The sequence below is a fragment of the Paenibacillus sp. CCS19 genome, from assembly GCF_033239625.1.
Lineage (GTDB): Bacteria > Bacillota > Bacilli > Paenibacillales > Paenibacillaceae > Paenibacillus_T.
The window spans coordinates 1-16,809 of sequence record NZ_BTCK01000052.1; the positions used below are offsets into that span (position 1 = coordinate 1).

Sequence of the window (16,809 nt, forward strand, 5' to 3'; positions counted from 1 at the left end):
GTCCAGAGGGCACACGCCCTTTGGGGCCCTCCCTTGCAGGGAGGGTTTGGGTGGGTAGAGAAAATCGATTTCAATGGGGTTATAGGGGCAGCGCCCCTGATATTAGTCATTAAATCGGGGTCCAAGGGGCTCCGCCCCTTGAATCTCCCTCTAGGGAGACTTAAACGGGTGGCGTCGGGCACCAGCCCGGCGGCCCCTCGCACAACATCGTGGCATACGCCGGATCGTCCTTAGCCAAGTCGGCAAAATAGCTGCCAAGCACATGATTGCCAGATACAGAGCCCATGCGGAAGGAGCGCTTCACTTCTCCTTTGACATGCATGTAGTAGAAAATGTTCTTCGTCTTCGGCTGCCGATAGACGAGCGGAGGCAGGTGCGGCACAATATCATACTCATTTTGCACCCGCCAGTGCTGTTTAATGGTCCGATTATAGGATCGAGCGAATTTCACATCGCCGACGCGCGGAGAACCATACGTGTAGACGATTGGTTCTCTGCCGGTATTGGTCCCAATATCAAAAGCCGCAAGCGTCGCAAGCGCGCCGCCAAGACTATGGCCGGTTATAAATAACGGCTTGTCGGGATCGGTCGCTCGCAGAATTGCACGAACAGCCTCGCGGCAAGTCATATAAATATCAGTGAAGCCCTTATGCGATTGGCAGGACGTCTTCACCGGTTTGTACGGAACTTGTTGAGAGATAAAGTCCGACACCCAATCCATAGCAGAGCCGGAGCCTCTGAAGGCGAGGACGACAGCGCGATCGGATTCCAGTACAAAGCCGAAATATTCCGGTGTATCCTCGTAGGATTGCGCTTTGAAGGAGCCTGCTAATTGATAGCCTGCAGGTACAAGAAACGCCCCGTCGGGGCTGCCGTATTGCACATAGGTTTGGCCGCATACCGCAGCTAGAAACAAGGCTGTACGCGTGTCGAAATGCTGCCCGTTCTCGTTGTTCTTCAATGCCATCTGCCATCGCCTCCCCTAAGCCGCGCCACACAGACGGTTGCCAATAGTCATCACTCATAGCTTATGAAGGAGAAAGGCAATTCGGAACCATCGACATTAATCTCCATAGAGTGACAAAATCACATCATGAAGCAGCAAAATAACACATAGGATGCTGTGACTTTTGGCACTATACTGATAGGAAGGTCATTTTGCACATACAATAAGTCATAGGAAAGGTGACACGTTACAGATGGCAATTGTACAGTTTCCAGAAGGCTTCAAATGGGGAGCGGCAACCGCTTCGTATCAAGTAGAAGGCGCGTATCAAGAAGGCGGCCGCGGGCTGTCGATCTGGGATACGTTCGCACGTACGCCAGGCAAAGTATTCATGGGCGATAACGGCGATGTCGCCTGCGACATGTATCACAAATATCCAGAAGACGTAAAGATGATGGCGGACATGGGCATTCAAACGTATCGTTTCTCGATCGCTTGGCCTCGCATCATTCCAGACGGTTCCGGAGAAGTGAATCAAGAGGGTTTAGAATTCTACCACCGTTTGGTAGACGAGCTTCTGAAGTACGGCATTGAGCCAATGTGTACGCTGTACCACTGGGATCTGCCGCAAGCGCTGCAAGACCGTGGCGGATGGGATAACCGTGAGACGATCGATCATTTCGTTCGGTACTCCGAAACCGTTTTCGAATCATTGAAGGGTAAAATCAAACTGTGGGCAACATTCAATGAGCCATGGTGCGTATCTTTCCTGTCCAACTACCTGGGCGATCATGCGCCAGGCAACCGCGACCTGCAGCTCGCGACGAATGTGTCGCACCACCTGCTCGTTGCGCATGGCCGTACGGTTCGCAAATTCCGTGAGATGGGCATCGTCGGCCAGATCGGCATTGTGCCGAACATGGAATGGCGTGAACCTTACAGCACGCGCCAAGAGGATATCGACGCTTGCGAACGTCAAGCAGGCTGGTTGAACGAGTGGTTCATTCGTCCGGTCATGCATGGCCATTATCCAGAGATGCTGGTTGAATGGTTCCGCGGCAAAGGCGTTGAAGTGCCGATTCAACCAGGCGACATGGAGGACATCTCGCAGAAGATCGATTTCCTCGGCGTAAACTACTACACTGGCACGGTCGGCAGATATAAAGCGAACGAAGGTCTGTTCGATTGGGAAGAGGTCGACATGGGCTGGGACCGTACGGACATCGGTTGGACGTACTACCCGCAAGGCTTGTATAACGCTCTCATGTTCCTGAAGAACAACTTTGGCGATATTCCGATTTACATCACGGAGAACGGTGCATGCTACAATGACGAGCCGTCCGCAGATGGCAAAGTTCACGATGACCGCCGTATTCGTTATATCAAATCCCACCTGGCATCGGTATCCCGTGCAATCGAGTCCGGCGTTAACGTCAAAGGCTACTATGCATGGTCGCTGATGGATAACTACGAGTGGGCATTCGGATACTCGATGCGCTTCGGCATGACGTACGTCGACTACGATACGCAAGAGCGTATTCCGAAGGACAGCTTCAAGTTCTACAGCAAGGTTGCAGCGTTGAACTGGTTCACGGTATAAGCATTCGGACAAGCCGGCGGGCGGGATTTCACAATCCTGTCTGCCGGCTTTCGTTTTCCCTTTTTCTTGCAATCTTAATGTTAATTTAACGTTGAGCAGGTATAATAACTTTATCTGTGCACTTATATTGATCGGAGGGAATTAGAGTGGGACAAGCAGTAAGCAAATCGACATACAAGCAGAACCGTAAAGATTTACGAGTACGCAGCAAAGAACGTCAGAAGAAAATCAGAACGTTGATGTGGGCAACGGGCGGCGTCCTTATCGTCGCGATTATTTTGTTGTTTGCACTGGCTCCAAAGCCGGATCCAGCGCAATTTGATTTTGAAACCCTTCCAACGCTTGGCAGTAAAGACGCAAAAGTGAAAATTGTCGAGTTCGGCGACTTCAAATGTCCTGCCTGCCAGCAGTTCGCACAGGACGTTAAGCCGGAACTGATGAAGGAATATATCGATAAAGGCATCGTATCGCTGTCGTTCATGAACTACCACTTTATTGGTCCGGACTCGAAGACAGCAGCCCTTGCCGGTTTGGCTGTCTATCATCAGAGCAATGATGAATTCTGGAAGTATTATCAGGCGTTGTACGACAAGCAGCCTGACGAAGGTCTCCCGTGGGCGACCGTTGATTATCTCGTCCAGCTCGCGAAGGATGAGAAGCTGAATATCGACTACGACAAGCTGCGCAGCGATATCGAGAATGAAACGTATGCAGATGAATTGTCCGATCAAATGAGCCGCGTACGTCCGCTTGACATTACAGGCACCCCAACGCTGTTCGTGAACGGAACGAAGGTCGGCGGATCCGATACGCTGTATTGGGAGCCAGTCCAAGCAGCGATAGAGAAGGAATTGAAGAAACTGGACGAGGCGGGCCAATAATCGATGAATGCTGACAATCGCTCGTCGTTCTTTTACACGTACGGCTTATACATGGCTTGGATCGTCAGCATCGCGGCGACGGCGGGCAGCTTGTATTTGAGTGAAGTGATGCATTTTACACCGTGCCGCTGGTGCTGGTTCCAACGGATCTTTATGTATCCGCAAGTCGTTTTGCTCGGAATGGCGGCTTACCGCGGTGATCGGCGGATGGCCTCTTATGTGCTGCCGCTCGCGATAATCGGCGGATGTATTTCGGCTTGGCATTATGCCGAGCAGAAGGTGCCTGGTCTGTACAAAATGGTGCCATGCACGGATGGCGTGCCATGTAATGAAGATTACCTCGATTGGTTCGGTATTATTACGATACCGCTTATGGCGCTTGTCGCCTTCATCTTGATTGCCGGCAACCTGTGGCTTACGAATCGCGCATACAAGCGGGAAGAAGTGCTGGAAGCGGCAGAAGAATAACAGCCATGCATAGCTGTTCAGGCGGATCCTACCAGACCGCTTGGGCAGCTATTTTTGATTCGATTGCTCCGGCGGCGGGTATTAATAACATAACAATGCGGACTTGCGTAAGAAGAAACGAGGGTATGAGATGCAAGCTCAAGAACGGAGCAATGACAGACTGAATATGCGCGTTGTCCTCGTGGACGACAACGCGATGAATGTAACCGTCGTACAGGAAATGCTGAAGCGGGCAGGGTATCGCAATTTAAGCTCCTGCTCCTCGGCAACTGAATTATATACGCTGCTTGGCATTGGTGAGGATGGAACGGATCTCAAGCCCGCTTATGAAGAGCCTGATGTCGACCTCATTCTGCTCGACATGATGATGCCCCGGATCGACGGCATTACAGCGTGTCGGACGATTCTAGGCATCGAACGGTTGAAGGATATTCCGATTATTATGGTTACGGCAATAAGCGATTCTAAGAAGCTGGCGGAGGCGCTTGACGCTGGCGCATCAGACTACGTGACGAAGCCGATTAATCGGGTCGAATTGATGGCCCGGATCCGTTCGGCGCTCCGCCTGAAGCAGCAGAAGAACTGGCATCGGGAGCGGGATCGCCGGCTGCGGGATGAGCTTCGACTAGCTCGAGAAGTGCAATACGCCGTTCTGCCGCAGCGACTGGAGAATGATCAGATCGTCATCGATGCGATCTACCGTCCGTCGGAGGAGCTGTCGGGTGACTTGTACGCATGGCATCGGATAGATGACAACCGATATGCCGTTGCTGTTATCGATGCGATGGGACATGGCATTTCGTCCTCGCTTGTATGTATGTTCATCGCATCCGTGCTTAAGGAAGTGATGAGCAAGCTGTCCGATCCGGAGGATGTCGTGCGAGAGCTGAATCGACGGGCCATGCAGCTGCATTTTTCCGATCAGCTCATTCAATATTACTTCACGGGCATCTACATGGTGATCGATATGGAACGCGGAGTTGCCGAGTATGTGAACGCCGGACATCCGCCGGGGCTACTGCTTCGATCGGGCGCGGGCCAAGTGGAGCAGTTCACAGGCGGCAGCCCGGCTATCGGTTTGTTCGAGGGAATAACGGTCAATAAGCAATCGCTTCAGCTCGCTCCGGGCGACCGCATCGTCATAGTGACGGATGGACTGCTCGATCGGACGGACGAGGCTGCCGAGGACCCATTCGATAATCTCGGCAACAAACTGATCAGCCCGGGATTGGAAGACTGGAGCAGCTTTCCGGAAGGATGGCGAGAGGCTTTGTTCGAAGAGCCGACCGAAGGACGAGGAAGATCCGATGACCAATGCTTATTGTGGATCGCATTGAAATAATTGCGCAAGAATAACAAGCCTCCCGTTCGCCGAACTCATACTCGGCGCTGCGGGAGGCTTGTTTCATTCCAATGATATTATTGACGGCTGCGCGGCTTGTCCACAGCGCTGGTGTCGTTCAGGTTCATCATAGCGAGTGTTGTTGCAGGGCGATCCGTTCCCGAATCGCTGTTCGACTTCTTGCCGGAGCTGCGGCGTTTTCTCGTACGAGAGCGCGATAACCCTTCCTCGGATGTGCTGTTCTGCAGTTTATGTCCGGCATCTGCTGCCCGAGAGGAGGGGCTTGGTTTGCGGCCGCCGAACCAATGCGCCCGCCACATAAGGAACCATATGACTGCTGTTAAGAGCAGATCGATCGCACACATCGCAGGAAAGCTCCATATCTCGTCCATATAAGGTAAGCTGCGAATGTTCATGCCCCACAATGCGCCAACAACAATCGTTGGAGCGAGCAGTACCGCTGCATTCGCCAGCACCTTCAATGTATCGTTGCCGCGTTGAGTGGATGCGGCTTCTCCCATCGCGATAAGCGTATCGAGTTCTCGCGCATAGGTCTGGATCAGCGCGTCGATCCGTTCCAGCTTATGCTGCAGACGGACATAAGCCTCGCTCTTGATCAGCGTTCCCGCAGAGAACGCTTCTTTCAAAGCATTATTGAGCTCATTCACTGGGACGAACAACCGCTGCCAATGAAGCAGATCGTATCGGCAGTCGAACAATAAATTCATCCGTTCGATCTGCTGATCGCGGTTCCTCAGCGCCTGCTCCTGATCGAGCAGCTTCTTCTCGAAGCTGTCCAGTCCATGATGCAGCTGATCGAGCACGACGCTCATTATTGTCGCTAGAGCTTCGCCGCCGCTGATACACTGCTGCAGTTGAACGTTCCAAGGAGGCTGCTGTGTTCGAATCGACAGCCGCCAATCGTCATGAATCGTCGTTAGTATGTTTGCTGTTACCCAGTAACGCAGAGGCTGAATGTCTTTCTTATCATCGGACAGCTGTACAAGCAGTGTCCCGTATAGAAGCGGCTGGCCATCCTCAAGTCGATGAACGACAATATGATTTGCGCTTCGCTCGAAGCAGTCGTCCAGCCATGCCGAGCATTCCGGCATACGCTGCTTCAAGGCGAGCAGACGTTCCTGCGCTTGCTCCTGCCGCAGCTGTTCGCGTTTTAATTCTATGTCTGCCGGTATTCCGCCCTCTAAGGGCTTGTCCGTATTCGATCGTTTGGCACGCGACGGCATCGAAGGAAGGAGTTCAAGCTGCAATTGCACGTCGTCCCGAGCGTCGGTCGATTGCTGGTGCAGGTCTTCCGCGAACGGCTGCCGAAGCTGCAGCCACTCCCAGCCGGCTGGGAATCGAAACGTTCGTTCGTTCATACAATGCCTCCTGTTGGAATCGATACCGTATATCTCATTGTTTCATCATAACCCGAATAGGTGGAAGTGTTCAACGTAAATAACGAGAACAGCGCACCGAGCATGCCGCCAATGCGTCATTCGTCGGTGCGCTGATTCATAGTTCGGAATGATGACTGTCCGTTAGGCTCCGCCGCAGCTTCTCGATGGCTCGGCGTTGAATGCGCGAGATGCTCATCTGAGAGACGCCAAGCTGCTCAGCGATAAGCCGCTGCGGCACGCCGTCTTCGAATACGAGCTTCAGCACCTGCCGTTCCTCAGGCTTCAAGGATGCCATAGCTGCTTCGATGTCGAGCTTCTTATCGATATGCTCATATTCATCAAGCTGCGAATGGAGCAGTTCGCCAAGCGTTGTTGTGCTCTCTTCTTCGCTGATCGGCGTATCCAGCGATACATAGTGATACAGATCGCGCCCGCCGAGAATCTCGAGCGTTTCCTCGACGGTCAGATCCATATGAGCGGCGATTTCTTCAACCTTGGGGGAACGCTCCAGACGGACGGTGAGCTCATCGATCGTCTGCTGGACGGAGATTCCTTTTTCCTTAATGCGACGAGGCACTTGAATATACCAGGACTTATCCCTCAGGTAGTTCTTCATATGACCGATGATGCTCTTCATTGCATAAGGTTCGAACTGTACGCCAACTGCCGGGTCATACTGCTTATACAGCCGTAAGAGCGACATTTGGCCAACCTGTATGAGATCCTCGTACAAGTCAGGACGATTCCGTGCAATCTTGCTTGCAGCCATTCGAACGATAGGTGCGTGATATTCAATTAATATCGTTGCAGCTTCATTGGTCGGATTCCTCTGGTACTCCGCAATCCGCGCGGCGCTGTCATGAAGCTGCCGGGACGGAGGGAATGTCATGCCCATTCCCCGCTTTTGGTCAAACGTTTGGTCATCATGACCTGTGTACCAGTACCGCTCGATACTTCAACCTGATCCATCAAGGCCTGCATGAGATAAAGGCCAAGCCCGCCAGCCTCCAGCTCTTGAACCGCCTTGCCATGCAGCGATTCGGCTCTGCGCGCCACTGCCGCCGCATCGAAGCTGCTGCCATCGTCCTTCACGACGATCGATAATGCATCCGATTGCTTGATGAATCGAATCTCGACGCGCGGCTGCTCTTCAGGTGCAGCGAACGTCGTGCCGTCGGGCAGATCGCCGTATGCATGAAGCACTGCATTGTTGCATGCCTCAGACAACGCGACCTTCATATCTTCAATCTCCTCGAAGGAGAAGCCCATTTTGCTTGCTACCCCGTATAAGGTTAATCGAGCAAGATCTACATATTCTGCTGCTGCTGGAACGAAGATCGTAATGATATCATCCTTCATACGCATCGCATCTTGATCTCCTTTCAGTACGATGATGGCGCAGAGCCGGACAGGAATGGTGAAATGCCAGTCATATCGAATAACTTCCGAATATTCGGCGGAATCGCCTCAACAAGGAAAGGTGCGTTCTTCGCATGGCGTGCCCGCACAACGGAGACGAGAATGCCGATGCCGGTGCTGTCCATGTAGCGCAAGTCGCGCAGGTTGAGCACGAGCTCCCGATCGCTTAATTCCACAAGGGTAGACATTGCCGCACGCATCTGGGATGCCGTCTCTAGGTCAAGCTCGCCGCTCAGGTATACGGTACAACGACCTTCCTGATTCTCTGTTCTTAAATAAAATTTATCGGGTGATTTCATAACCGATACCCCACTTCAATGGAATGCACAACGTGTACCTTATTAATAATATCTATTAATTAACCATAACCGCAAATAACGAAATGTGAAACAGGGCATAATGTAACCGATTTATCCCATCTCATGAGCTCAAGCAGCCCACGGTATTCCGTGATCGGTCAGGAGGTTTCTTTATGGCAAGCAAAATCGGTATTTTCGCATCGGAACGGCATGCAACTACGGCTGTGCAGCAGCTGCTTCAAGCGGGGTTTACAACGGGTGAAATTAGAATTATAGCCAAGGATGGATACCACTCCCGTACATTAGAAGCGGAGTGCGGCATGCATGTCGATGAGCTGCGCGATATCGTCGATGCAACGGGCAATCATTCAGACGGTTACTCGAATGGTGATTTTCGTCAATCTTCGCTTGTCGGCACTTCGGTTGCTGCAGCGGGCTTAGCAATCGGCAGCTTGAACTTCTCAGGCGGGATTCCCTACGCGGGAGCAGCCTTTCTGGCCGCCGTACGCACGGACGGCAACGAGTCCACCTATGACCGCATCCTGTCTTCGCTGGGTGTAGAGGACGGAAAGCTTGACCAATGCCGTACTGCTGTTCAAGATGGCTCCATCGCTGTTATGGTGCTCAGCTCGGAGAGTAAGACGCTGCTGGAGGTCGATGGAGGACCTGAGTTATCGAAGCTAAGCAATGCCGAGGCAATCTATCGTGCTGCAGGCGCGACGACCATTCTATAGCGTGAAGTTTCAGCCAGTCATTCCGCTGCAGCAATTGCAGGATGACTGGCTGTTCTTGTTTATGGAATCGACAGAAGCGATGGCCGATCAAGCTTCAGAAGCTCCGCAAGCGGAGGTGCTTGGCCCTGGATCAGCTCGTATAGAAGTTGACGCGCCATGACGCTGTAGACCGTTCCATTGCCGCCGTATCCAAGGCAATAATAAACATTGCGGCGGGCAGGATCACGCCCGATGAATGGAAGGCCGTCACGCGATTCGCCGAACGTAGCGCTCCATTCGTACGCTGTCGGAGCGGTCATTGCTGGGAACATTTGCTCCAGACGGTCATGAAGCTTGCTGATCCGTTTGTTCCTGGCTGCAGCACTCTCGATCGGTTGCGGCGGTTCTTCGTCAAGCCCGCCGATAATGATCCGGTTATCAGGCGTTGTTCGCATATACAGATAGGGGCGGGCGGTTTCCCAGATCATCATCCGCTCATGCCATGCTTCGAAGGAAGCAGTCTGAGGTTCCGTCACAATGGCGAAGCTTCGATTAAGATTGGATTTTACCAGCTGGGTGCGCAGCTCTTCTGGCTCATAGCCGACCGCGAAGATGACGCGTTCGGCTGTAATCGTACCGCCATCGGATGTTGTGAGCAGATGCTCCTCGGTTTTGCTAGTGGTGTGACGGATTGCATCAGTATGCTCATAGATTGTAAGTCCAGCATTTACGGCATCATCGGCAAGCGCATGAATAAGCAAGAAAGGATTTACCTCAGCATCTCCATGAGTCACAATCGCGCCCGTTTTCGTGAAGGGGAAATGCGCTTGTATATCGTGCGGCGTCCACCACTCCACATCAAAGCCATGGCTATTCAGCATTTGGAATTCTCGCTTAAGCTTAGGCACATCTTGTTCGGTAGTGGCCATATATAAGCTGGAGCGATGCTTGAAATCGCATCTGCTCGCCAAGCTATCGGTTAGGCTGGAAAGATGCTTGATCGCGTCACTGCAAGCCTTGTAGAAGAGAACGGCTCGCTCCTCTCCGATCCGATCTGCTAACTCCGACAGCATGATGTCATTGGTGAACTGAATGAGTCCGGTATTCGCGCAGCTGCTTCCGCCGGCTATTGTCCCTCGTTCCACGACTGCCGTCCGGATGCCTTTAGTGGCCAGCTCATGCCCGCATAATATGCCTGACATGCCTCCTCCTACGATAACGGAATCATACTGAACATGTCGATTTCCAAGCGGCTCATAGGACTGAACGGGCTGTGAAGCTGTGCTCGGCCAGTACATGGAGCCCGTGTGCAATTGTTTCCTCGTCATCCAACAATCACTCCCGCTACTTACTATGTCCAATTCCGAACATCCAATGCTCACTCGCTCTTGTCCAGATATCCTAGATGTGTTGCATGACCGGGAGCCGAATATAATTATTAGCAGGACGGGTACATTACAGAACGATAAACATGAGCTGCCGTGAAGGAAGATGGATGTGTTCGAGAGGGGATGCAGCGGATGGGTACGACGAATATCGAACGGGTTGAGAACGGCGGTGTTCCGCTGGCTGTGACGATACGAGGCGCAGAGACGGAGAATGTGCATCACGGCCATATTGCGGTCGTAGATGCAGAAGGTCAGCTCATCGCATGGGCAGGGAATGCTGATGTTCCAACGTTCATGCGATCAACTGCGAAGCCGGTCCAAGTTCTGCCTATAATAAGCGCGGGTGTTATGGACATTCATCAGCTGCCCGAAGCGGCAATCGCGATGATGACAGCTTCCCATCGAGGTGAGCCGGCGCATGTTCGGATGCTGGAGCTTATGCTGCGCGAATTAGCGGTCCGAGAGGAGGAGCTTGTCTTCGACGAGGGACTTCCGCTTGATGCAGACGCTAGGGATGCGTACATGCAGTCGGGCGGCAAAGCTCGCAAGCTATTCCATAATTGCGCGGGCAAACATATTGGACTGCTGGCTGCATGCAAATTGGAGGAATGGCCAATGGCCAGCTACGCCGAATTGGATCACCCGATTCAGCAGTCCATTCGCCATTGGATCGCCGAACTGACGGAGATGTCGGCAGCGGATTTGACCGGCGGATTCGATGGATGCGGACTTCCGGTGTATACGATTCCGCTAAGCAGGCTAGCACTGCTCTATGCAAGGCTGGCTGCCCCGCCGGCAAGCGTAGGGGAGGATGTACGGGTCATGCTTGACCGCATTACCAATGCGATGAATGCAGAGCCTGATCTCGTGGAAGGAACAGGCAGGCTTGCGAGCCTGCTGCTGCGCAATCGCAGCTGTGTTGCGAAGAGCGGCGCACAGGGCGTATTCGCGCTTGGACTGCGGGAAGAGGGACTGGGCCTTATTATCAAAATGTCAGACGGAAGCGAGTCGGCCTGGCCTGTCGTTCTTGCTTCTTCTATTCAACAGCTTGCGAGCGCTGGCCTGCTGAGCTCTCGCATTGCCGATCAGCTTAGCCAGCAGATCGGCGGAGCGTTTCCCTCTTCGATGTACAACGATGCGGGACGAATGATCGGAAGAAGAGAAGCGATCGTCCAACTTCAATACTCAGAATAAGAGACGTTTCTCTCCTTGAAGCACGCCGCGACGATAAGAGGATGGCGACTGCTCGTACAGCCGTTTGAACTGCTTGGAGAAATACAGCGCATCGGGGATGCCGACGGATGCTGCGATTTGCTCTACGGTGAGCTCCGGGCGCTCCCGCAGCAGCAGACGTGCCTTGTCGATGCGCAGCCGCAGCAGGAAGGTGACGGGCGTCATCCCTGTCGCGCGCTTGAATACACGGGACAAGTAGGCGCGATTGTAGCCGAGCGTTTCGGCCATTTGCTCGATGGAAACCGGCATCGCGAACTGAGCGGACAAGTAATGCGTGACTTGGCGGACGAGCGTCTCCCCGCCATTCTCGCTGCGCTCCATATTGCCCTCCAGCCCGGCAGCCTTGCCGCCATAAACGCTGAAGAGCAGCTGCAAATAACCTGCGGCCTGCACGGCCCCCATGGCGCCGCCTTCCCGCAGCGATCGATACACTTGATGGAATAACACGGCTGTTCGACGATCCGCTGCTTGGCGGAGCACTCGATTGGAGTCGTGGAAGCCGCATGACGCCAACAGCTTGTCCGCCTCCTCGTTCCCCTCGAATGCAATCCATCGATACATCCACGGGTCTGAATCGCTAGAAGTATACCGTATCAGCTGCTCAGGCTCGATCAGAAAGGTATCTCCGGCATGAAGCTCATAGGGAGTTTCGCCGATCGTAAAGGTCCCGCTGCCCGACAGGATGTAATGCATGAGATAGTAATCATACACTTTCGGACCGACCTTATGGCCGGGCTTCGTCTGGCTTTCGCCAGCGAACAATACATTCAATCCATGAAATCGGTCAGATGAGTGATTAGAGGCGACAGTATACGTGTACGGATGCTTCATGACGTGCAGCTCCTCGTAATTTACATAATAGTTACCAGAACGATAAAGTCACATCTTATTGCGAATCAAACATGAAGTTGTCTTCATTGTGCTATAGGTTGGGGCATTGTGCAAGAAAGGAAGTCACATAAATCCATGTGAAGAGCACTTCAAGCCATTTTCGATCAATCGCCGATTCCGTTATACTGAATTCAGATAACAGCAATTCATTTCGATAGGATAAGGAATGTGATCGCTACAATGGCTAACCTACAACAACTGAAGAAGCAATTTATCGAGCTCCACGGCGGGTCCGAAGATACGATTCGAGTATTCCATGCACCAGGACGCGTGAACCTGATCGGCGAGCATACCGACTATAACGGCGGCTATGTGTTCCCGGCAGCGCTGACGTTCGGTACGACGCTGCTTCTTCGTCCGCGTACGGACGACAAGCTGGCGTTCGCTTCGACGAACTTCGAGCTGCGCGGCGAAGTATCGCTCGGTCACATCGTCAACGACGAGAAGGACGATTGGATGAATTATCCGAAAGGTATCGTCAATGAGCTGCAGCAGCGCGGCGTGAAATTCGACAGCGGCTTCGATCTGCTCTACCATGGCGAAATTCCGAATGGCGCAGGCTTGTCCTCCTCTGCTTCGATTGAGGTCGTGACGGCGTTCGCACTGCTAAGCACGGCAGGCGAGCCGCTTGATACGGTAGAGATTGCGAAGCTCGCGCAGCGTTCGGAGAACGAGTTCAACGGTGTCAAATGCGGCATCATGGATCAGTTCGCCGTTGCGAACGGTCAGAAGGATCATGCGATTCTGCTCATGTGCGATACGCTCGAGTATGATCTCATCCCGTTCCGATCGGGTGCCTACAAGCTTGTCATCGGCAACACGAACAAGCGCCGCGGTCTGGCAGACTCGAAGTACAACGAGCGCCGCGGCCAATGCGAGCAAGCGGTAGCGGATTTGCAGCAGGCGCATCCATCGCTTACGCTGCTTGGCCAACTGAGCTTGGAGCAGTTCGAAGCAAGCGAACATTTGATTCAAGATGAGACGGTTCGTCGTCGTGCGCGCCACGTCGTCGAAGAGATCGACCGCGTACTTCGCTCGATCGAAGTATTGAAGGCCAATGATCTGGCAGCTTTCGGCCGCTTGATGAACGGCTCGCATGATTCGCTGCGCGACCTTTATGAGGTGACTGGCGCTGAACTGGATGCAATGGTGGAAGCAGCGCGCAGCGTTGATGGGGTACTGGGTTCGCGAATGACAGGCGCAGGCTTCGGCGGCTGTACGGTATCGCTCGTTCATGAAGATGCGATTGAGCGCTTCAAAGAAGAGGTTGGCCGCAAGTATAACGAAGCGACAGGCCTCGCGGCTGACTTCTACGTGTGCAGCATCGGCAACGGGGTAGAAGAGCTTGTATAATTTATAGAACGTTGATAACTATTTTGATATAGAGGAGAGATTCGGTATGGCAGTATTGGTAACGGGTGGCGCAGGATACATCGGCTCGCATACGGTAGCGGCATTGCTGGAGCGCGGGGAAGAAATCGTCGTAGTCGACAATCTGCAGCAGGGCCATCGTGAAGCGGTGCTTGGCGGCAAGCTGTATGAAGGCGATCTTCGCGATGAAGCATTTCTGGATCAAGTGTTCAAAGAGAATTCGATCGACGCGGTGATCCACTTCGCCGCGAACTCGCTTGTTGGCGAGAGCATGACGAATCCCGGCAAGTACTACCACAACAACGTGTACGGCACGCTGTGCCTGCTCGAAGCGATGAACAAGAACGGCGTGAAGCGTATCGTCTTCTCGTCGACGGCAGCAACTTATGGTGAGCCGGAGCGCGTTCCGATCGATGAGCATGACCGTACGGTTCCGACGAATGCATATGGCGAAACGAAGCTTGCAATGGAGAAAATGATGAAGTGGTTCGACACCGCTCATGGTATCCGCTATGTATCGCTTCGTTACTTCAATGCGGCTGGTGCGCATGCCAGCGGCAAGATCGGCGAGGACCACAGCCCTGAGACGCACTTGATTCCAATCGTGCTGCAGGCTGCGCTTGGCCAGCGTCCGCACATCTCGGTATTCGGCGACGACTATCCGACCGAGGACGGCACATGCATTCGCGACTACATCCATGTCAGCGATCTGGCAGACGCCCATGTACTGGCGGTTGATCGTCTCCGCCGTGGCGAAGACAGCGCGGTTTACAACCTCGGCAACGGCCAAGGCTTCTCGGTTAAGCAAGTCATCGATATCGCGCGCACGGTGACGGAACGTGAAATTCCGGTTGTAATGGAAGCCCGCCGTGCCGGCGATCCAGCCGTTCTGATCGCATCGTCCGAGCGTGCCCGCAAGGAGCTCGGCTGGCAGCCGAAGCGTGACAAGCTCGATGACATCATCCGCAGCGCTTGGCAGTGGCATTCGGCGAATCCGAATGGCTACGGCAAGTAAGGACAAGAGGAGTGACAGCTATGACTGAACAACTAAATGCTCCGATCGACGCTGATCAGGCAGCCATGCTAATCGAACGGCTTGTCCGTTTCGGTCTGCAGCGCGGCATGATCGATCCGCTCGACGAATCCTATACGCGCAACGCCCTGCTCGAATTGTTCCGATTCACGGCGCCTTATGAAGGCGATCTGCCGGGTGAAGCGCTGGACAGCCCAGTGTCGCTGCTTGAGCCTCTGCTTGATTATGCTGTAGAGGCAGGGCTCATCCCGGACGGCACCTTGACGCAGCGTGATCTGCTTGATGCGCGCATTATGGGCATGCTGATCGGTCGTCCGTCCGAAGTAGTGGCTTCGTTCCGTGCAACGGCAGAGCGCGAAGGCATCGAAGCGGCAACGAGCTGGTTCTATCAGCTTAATATCGATGCGAACTATATTCAGATGAACCGGATTCGCAAGAACCAGTACTGGCGCCACGAGACGCCGTTCGGCAAGTTAGAGATTACGATCAATCTATCCAAGCCGGAGAAAGATCCGAAGGAGATTGCGCTGCTTAAGACGCTTCCTCCGAGCCGTTATCCGAAATGTCTGCTGTGCGAATCCAATGTTGGATACGCGGGCAGAGCCGATCATCCAGCGCGTCAGAACCTTCGCGTACTGCCGCTGGATCTTCGCGGGGAACGCTGGTACTTCCAATATTCGCCGTATGTGTATTATAACGAGCACAGCATCGTGTTGAAGGGCGAGCATTCGCCAATGCGCATCTCGCATGAGACGTTCGGCCGTCTGCTGAACTTTATCGATGCGATGCCTCACTACTTTATTGGTTCAAATGCGGATCTGCCGATCGTAGGCGGTTCGATTCTCCACCATGACCACTTCCAAGCGGGAAGACATACGTTCCCGATGGAGGAGGCGCCGATCGAAGCGTCGTTCGTCGATCCTTCGGAGCGGGGAGTGCGCTACGGCATCGTTAACTGGCCGATGTCGGTCATTCGCGTCAATGGCGGCAGCAGTGCGGCAGTTCTTGCTGCTGCGAACCGAATTCTGGACGCATGGCGCGAATATTCCGATGCCGATGCGGACGTATTGGCATTCAGCGAAGGCGCAGACGGCAGCCTTGCGCCGCACAATACGGTTACGCCGATCGCTCGCTTGAACAACGGCGAATACGAGCTGGATCTTGTGCTGCGCAACAATCGGACGAGCGAAGAGCATCCGGACGGCATTTTCCACCCGCACAAGGAGCTTCACCATGTGAAGAAGGAGAACATCGGGCTGATCGAGGTTATGGGCCTGGCCGTGCTTCCGGGCCGCTTGAAATCCGAGCTTGAGGCGATTGCCGCTTACTTGACGGGCGAGAAGGCTTGGAGCGAGGCGGAGGCAGCAGCAGATTCGTTCGCATTGCGTCCGCATGCGCCTTGGATTCGCGAGCTGATCGAGCGCCATGGCAGCGCGCTGAGCTCAGAACAAGCGGTTAACGTTCTGCAGCAGGAGACGGGCGACAAGTTCCTGGCCGTCTTGAAGGATGCTGGGGTCTACAAAACAACAGCTGAAGGCCGTGCGGCATTCCGCCGATTCATGGCTTCGCTCTCACTGATCGAACAATAATTGTAGTTCATTCAAATAAATTACGATTATTGAAATATAATAAATACAATAAATCGCTTTCGTTCGTCATTAAGTGGCAAGCGGGAGCGGTTTTTCTATGTACATTGCACTAATTTGCGCGAACGATGTCTGAAATTATTCGCTTTGTACGGTTGGCCTTTAGATAATATTTATGGTATTATTTTATAGAAAATAATACTAAATGATTTTTATATGTTGTAAGGTCATTTTGTAAC

The 16,809-nt window shown here is 53.3% G+C and carries 16 protein-coding genes; 9 read left to right on the forward strand and 7 right to left on the reverse strand.

Annotation, left to right across the window (positions count from 1 at the left end; all coding sequences use genetic code 11):
• Positions 1–160: 160 nt before the first annotated feature.
• Complete coding sequence (locus SBI19_RS25170) at positions 161–967, reverse strand: lipase family protein (RefSeq protein ID WP_317972284.1); 807 nt, start codon at positions 965–967, stop codon at positions 161–163.
• Positions 968–1,199: 232 nt separating this feature from the next.
• On the opposite strand from SBI19_RS25170, the gene SBI19_RS25175 reads away from it, so the two are divergent.
• The 4 genes from SBI19_RS25175 to SBI19_RS25190 all read left to right on the forward strand — a co-directional run bounded on the left by SBI19_RS25175 (position 1,200) and on the right by SBI19_RS25190 (position 5,237).
• Positions 1,200–2,546: a GH1 family beta-glucosidase gene (locus SBI19_RS25175; RefSeq protein ID WP_317972285.1), complete on the forward strand. Its 1,347-nt coding sequence runs from the start codon at positions 1,200–1,202 to the stop codon at positions 2,544–2,546.
• A gap of 146 nt (positions 2,547–2,692) precedes the next feature.
• The gene (locus SBI19_RS25180) at positions 2,693–3,427 is read left to right on the forward strand and encodes a DsbA family protein (protein ID WP_317972286.1); all 735 of its coding nucleotides are present in this window, start codon (positions 2,693–2,695) and stop codon (positions 3,425–3,427) included.
• Between the two features lie 3 nt (positions 3,428–3,430).
• Positions 3,431–3,895, forward strand: a complete 465-nt coding sequence (locus SBI19_RS25185; protein ID WP_317972287.1) for a disulfide oxidoreductase — start codon at positions 3,431–3,433, stop codon at positions 3,893–3,895.
• A gap of 166 nt (positions 3,896–4,061) precedes the next feature.
• Positions 4,062–5,237, forward strand: a complete 1,176-nt coding sequence (locus SBI19_RS25190; protein WP_317972325.1) for a SpoIIE family protein phosphatase — start codon at positions 4,062–4,064, stop codon at positions 5,235–5,237.
• A gap of 77 nt (positions 5,238–5,314) precedes the next feature.
• Here SBI19_RS25190 and SBI19_RS25195 read toward each other — a convergent pair whose 3' ends face one another.
• From SBI19_RS25195 to SBI19_RS25210, 4 genes are all read right to left on the reverse strand, one after another.
• Complete coding sequence (locus tag SBI19_RS25195) at positions 5,315–6,616, reverse strand: CorA family divalent cation transporter (RefSeq protein WP_317972288.1); 1,302 nt, start codon at positions 6,614–6,616, stop codon at positions 5,315–5,317.
• Between the two features lie 136 nt (positions 6,617–6,752).
• Entirely contained in the window at positions 6,753–7,532 is a 780-nt protein-coding gene (locus tag SBI19_RS25200) for a sigma-70 family RNA polymerase sigma factor (protein ID WP_483312338.1), read from the reverse strand.
• Positions 7,523–8,002, reverse strand: coding sequence for an anti-sigma B factor RsbW (rsbW, locus tag SBI19_RS25205; RefSeq protein WP_317972290.1), 480 nt, complete (start codon positions 8,000–8,002; stop codon positions 7,523–7,525). The genes SBI19_RS25200 and rsbW overlap by 10 nt, the downstream gene beginning before the upstream one ends.
• A gap of 17 nt (positions 8,003–8,019) precedes the next feature.
• The gene (locus tag SBI19_RS25210) at positions 8,020–8,355 is read right to left on the reverse strand and encodes an STAS domain-containing protein (protein WP_317972291.1); all 336 of its coding nucleotides are present in this window, start codon (positions 8,353–8,355) and stop codon (positions 8,020–8,022) included.
• A gap of 173 nt (positions 8,356–8,528) precedes the next feature.
• Between SBI19_RS25210 and SBI19_RS25215 the strand changes: the two genes are divergently transcribed.
• Positions 8,529–9,089: a hypothetical protein gene (locus SBI19_RS25215; RefSeq protein ID WP_317972292.1), complete on the forward strand. Its 561-nt coding sequence runs from the start codon at positions 8,529–8,531 to the stop codon at positions 9,087–9,089.
• 59 nt (positions 9,090–9,148) lie between these two features.
• Here the strand turns inward: SBI19_RS25215 and SBI19_RS25220 are convergent, their stop codons facing one another.
• Positions 9,149–10,396, reverse strand: coding sequence for an NAD(P)/FAD-dependent oxidoreductase (locus SBI19_RS25220; protein WP_317972293.1), 1,248 nt, complete (start codon positions 10,394–10,396; stop codon positions 9,149–9,151).
• Between the two features lie 192 nt (positions 10,397–10,588).
• Between SBI19_RS25220 and SBI19_RS25225 the strand changes: the two genes are divergently transcribed.
• Positions 10,589–11,650, forward strand: a complete 1,062-nt coding sequence (locus SBI19_RS25225; RefSeq protein ID WP_317972294.1) for an asparaginase — start codon at positions 10,589–10,591, stop codon at positions 11,648–11,650.
• Here SBI19_RS25225 and SBI19_RS25230 read toward each other — a convergent pair.
• Positions 11,642–12,520, reverse strand: coding sequence for an AraC family transcriptional regulator (locus tag SBI19_RS25230; RefSeq protein WP_317972295.1), 879 nt, complete (start codon positions 12,518–12,520; stop codon positions 11,642–11,644). The two genes, SBI19_RS25225 and SBI19_RS25230, sit on opposite strands and share 9 nt — an antisense overlap.
• Before the next feature lie 240 nt (positions 12,521–12,760).
• Between SBI19_RS25230 and SBI19_RS25235 the strand changes: the two genes are divergently transcribed.
• Genes SBI19_RS25235 through SBI19_RS25245 form a run of 3 tightly spaced genes read left to right on the forward strand, consistent with a single transcriptional unit; the run spans position 12,761 to position 16,573 of the window.
• The gene (locus SBI19_RS25235; protein ID WP_317972296.1) at positions 12,761–13,933 is read left to right on the forward strand and encodes a galactokinase; all 1,173 of its coding nucleotides are present in this window, start codon (positions 12,761–12,763) and stop codon (positions 13,931–13,933) included.
• A 46-nt stretch (positions 13,934–13,979) separates the two neighbouring features.
• Positions 13,980–14,966 (forward strand): UDP-glucose 4-epimerase GalE, encoded by a 987-nt coding sequence (galE, locus tag SBI19_RS25240; protein ID WP_317972297.1) that lies wholly within the window; start codon positions 13,980–13,982, stop codon positions 14,964–14,966.
• A gap of 20 nt (positions 14,967–14,986) precedes the next feature.
• Positions 14,987–16,573 (forward strand): UDP-glucose--hexose-1-phosphate uridylyltransferase, encoded by a 1,587-nt coding sequence (locus SBI19_RS25245; protein WP_317972298.1) that lies wholly within the window; start codon positions 14,987–14,989, stop codon positions 16,571–16,573.
• The last annotated feature ends 236 nt before the right edge of the window (positions 16,574–16,809 follow it).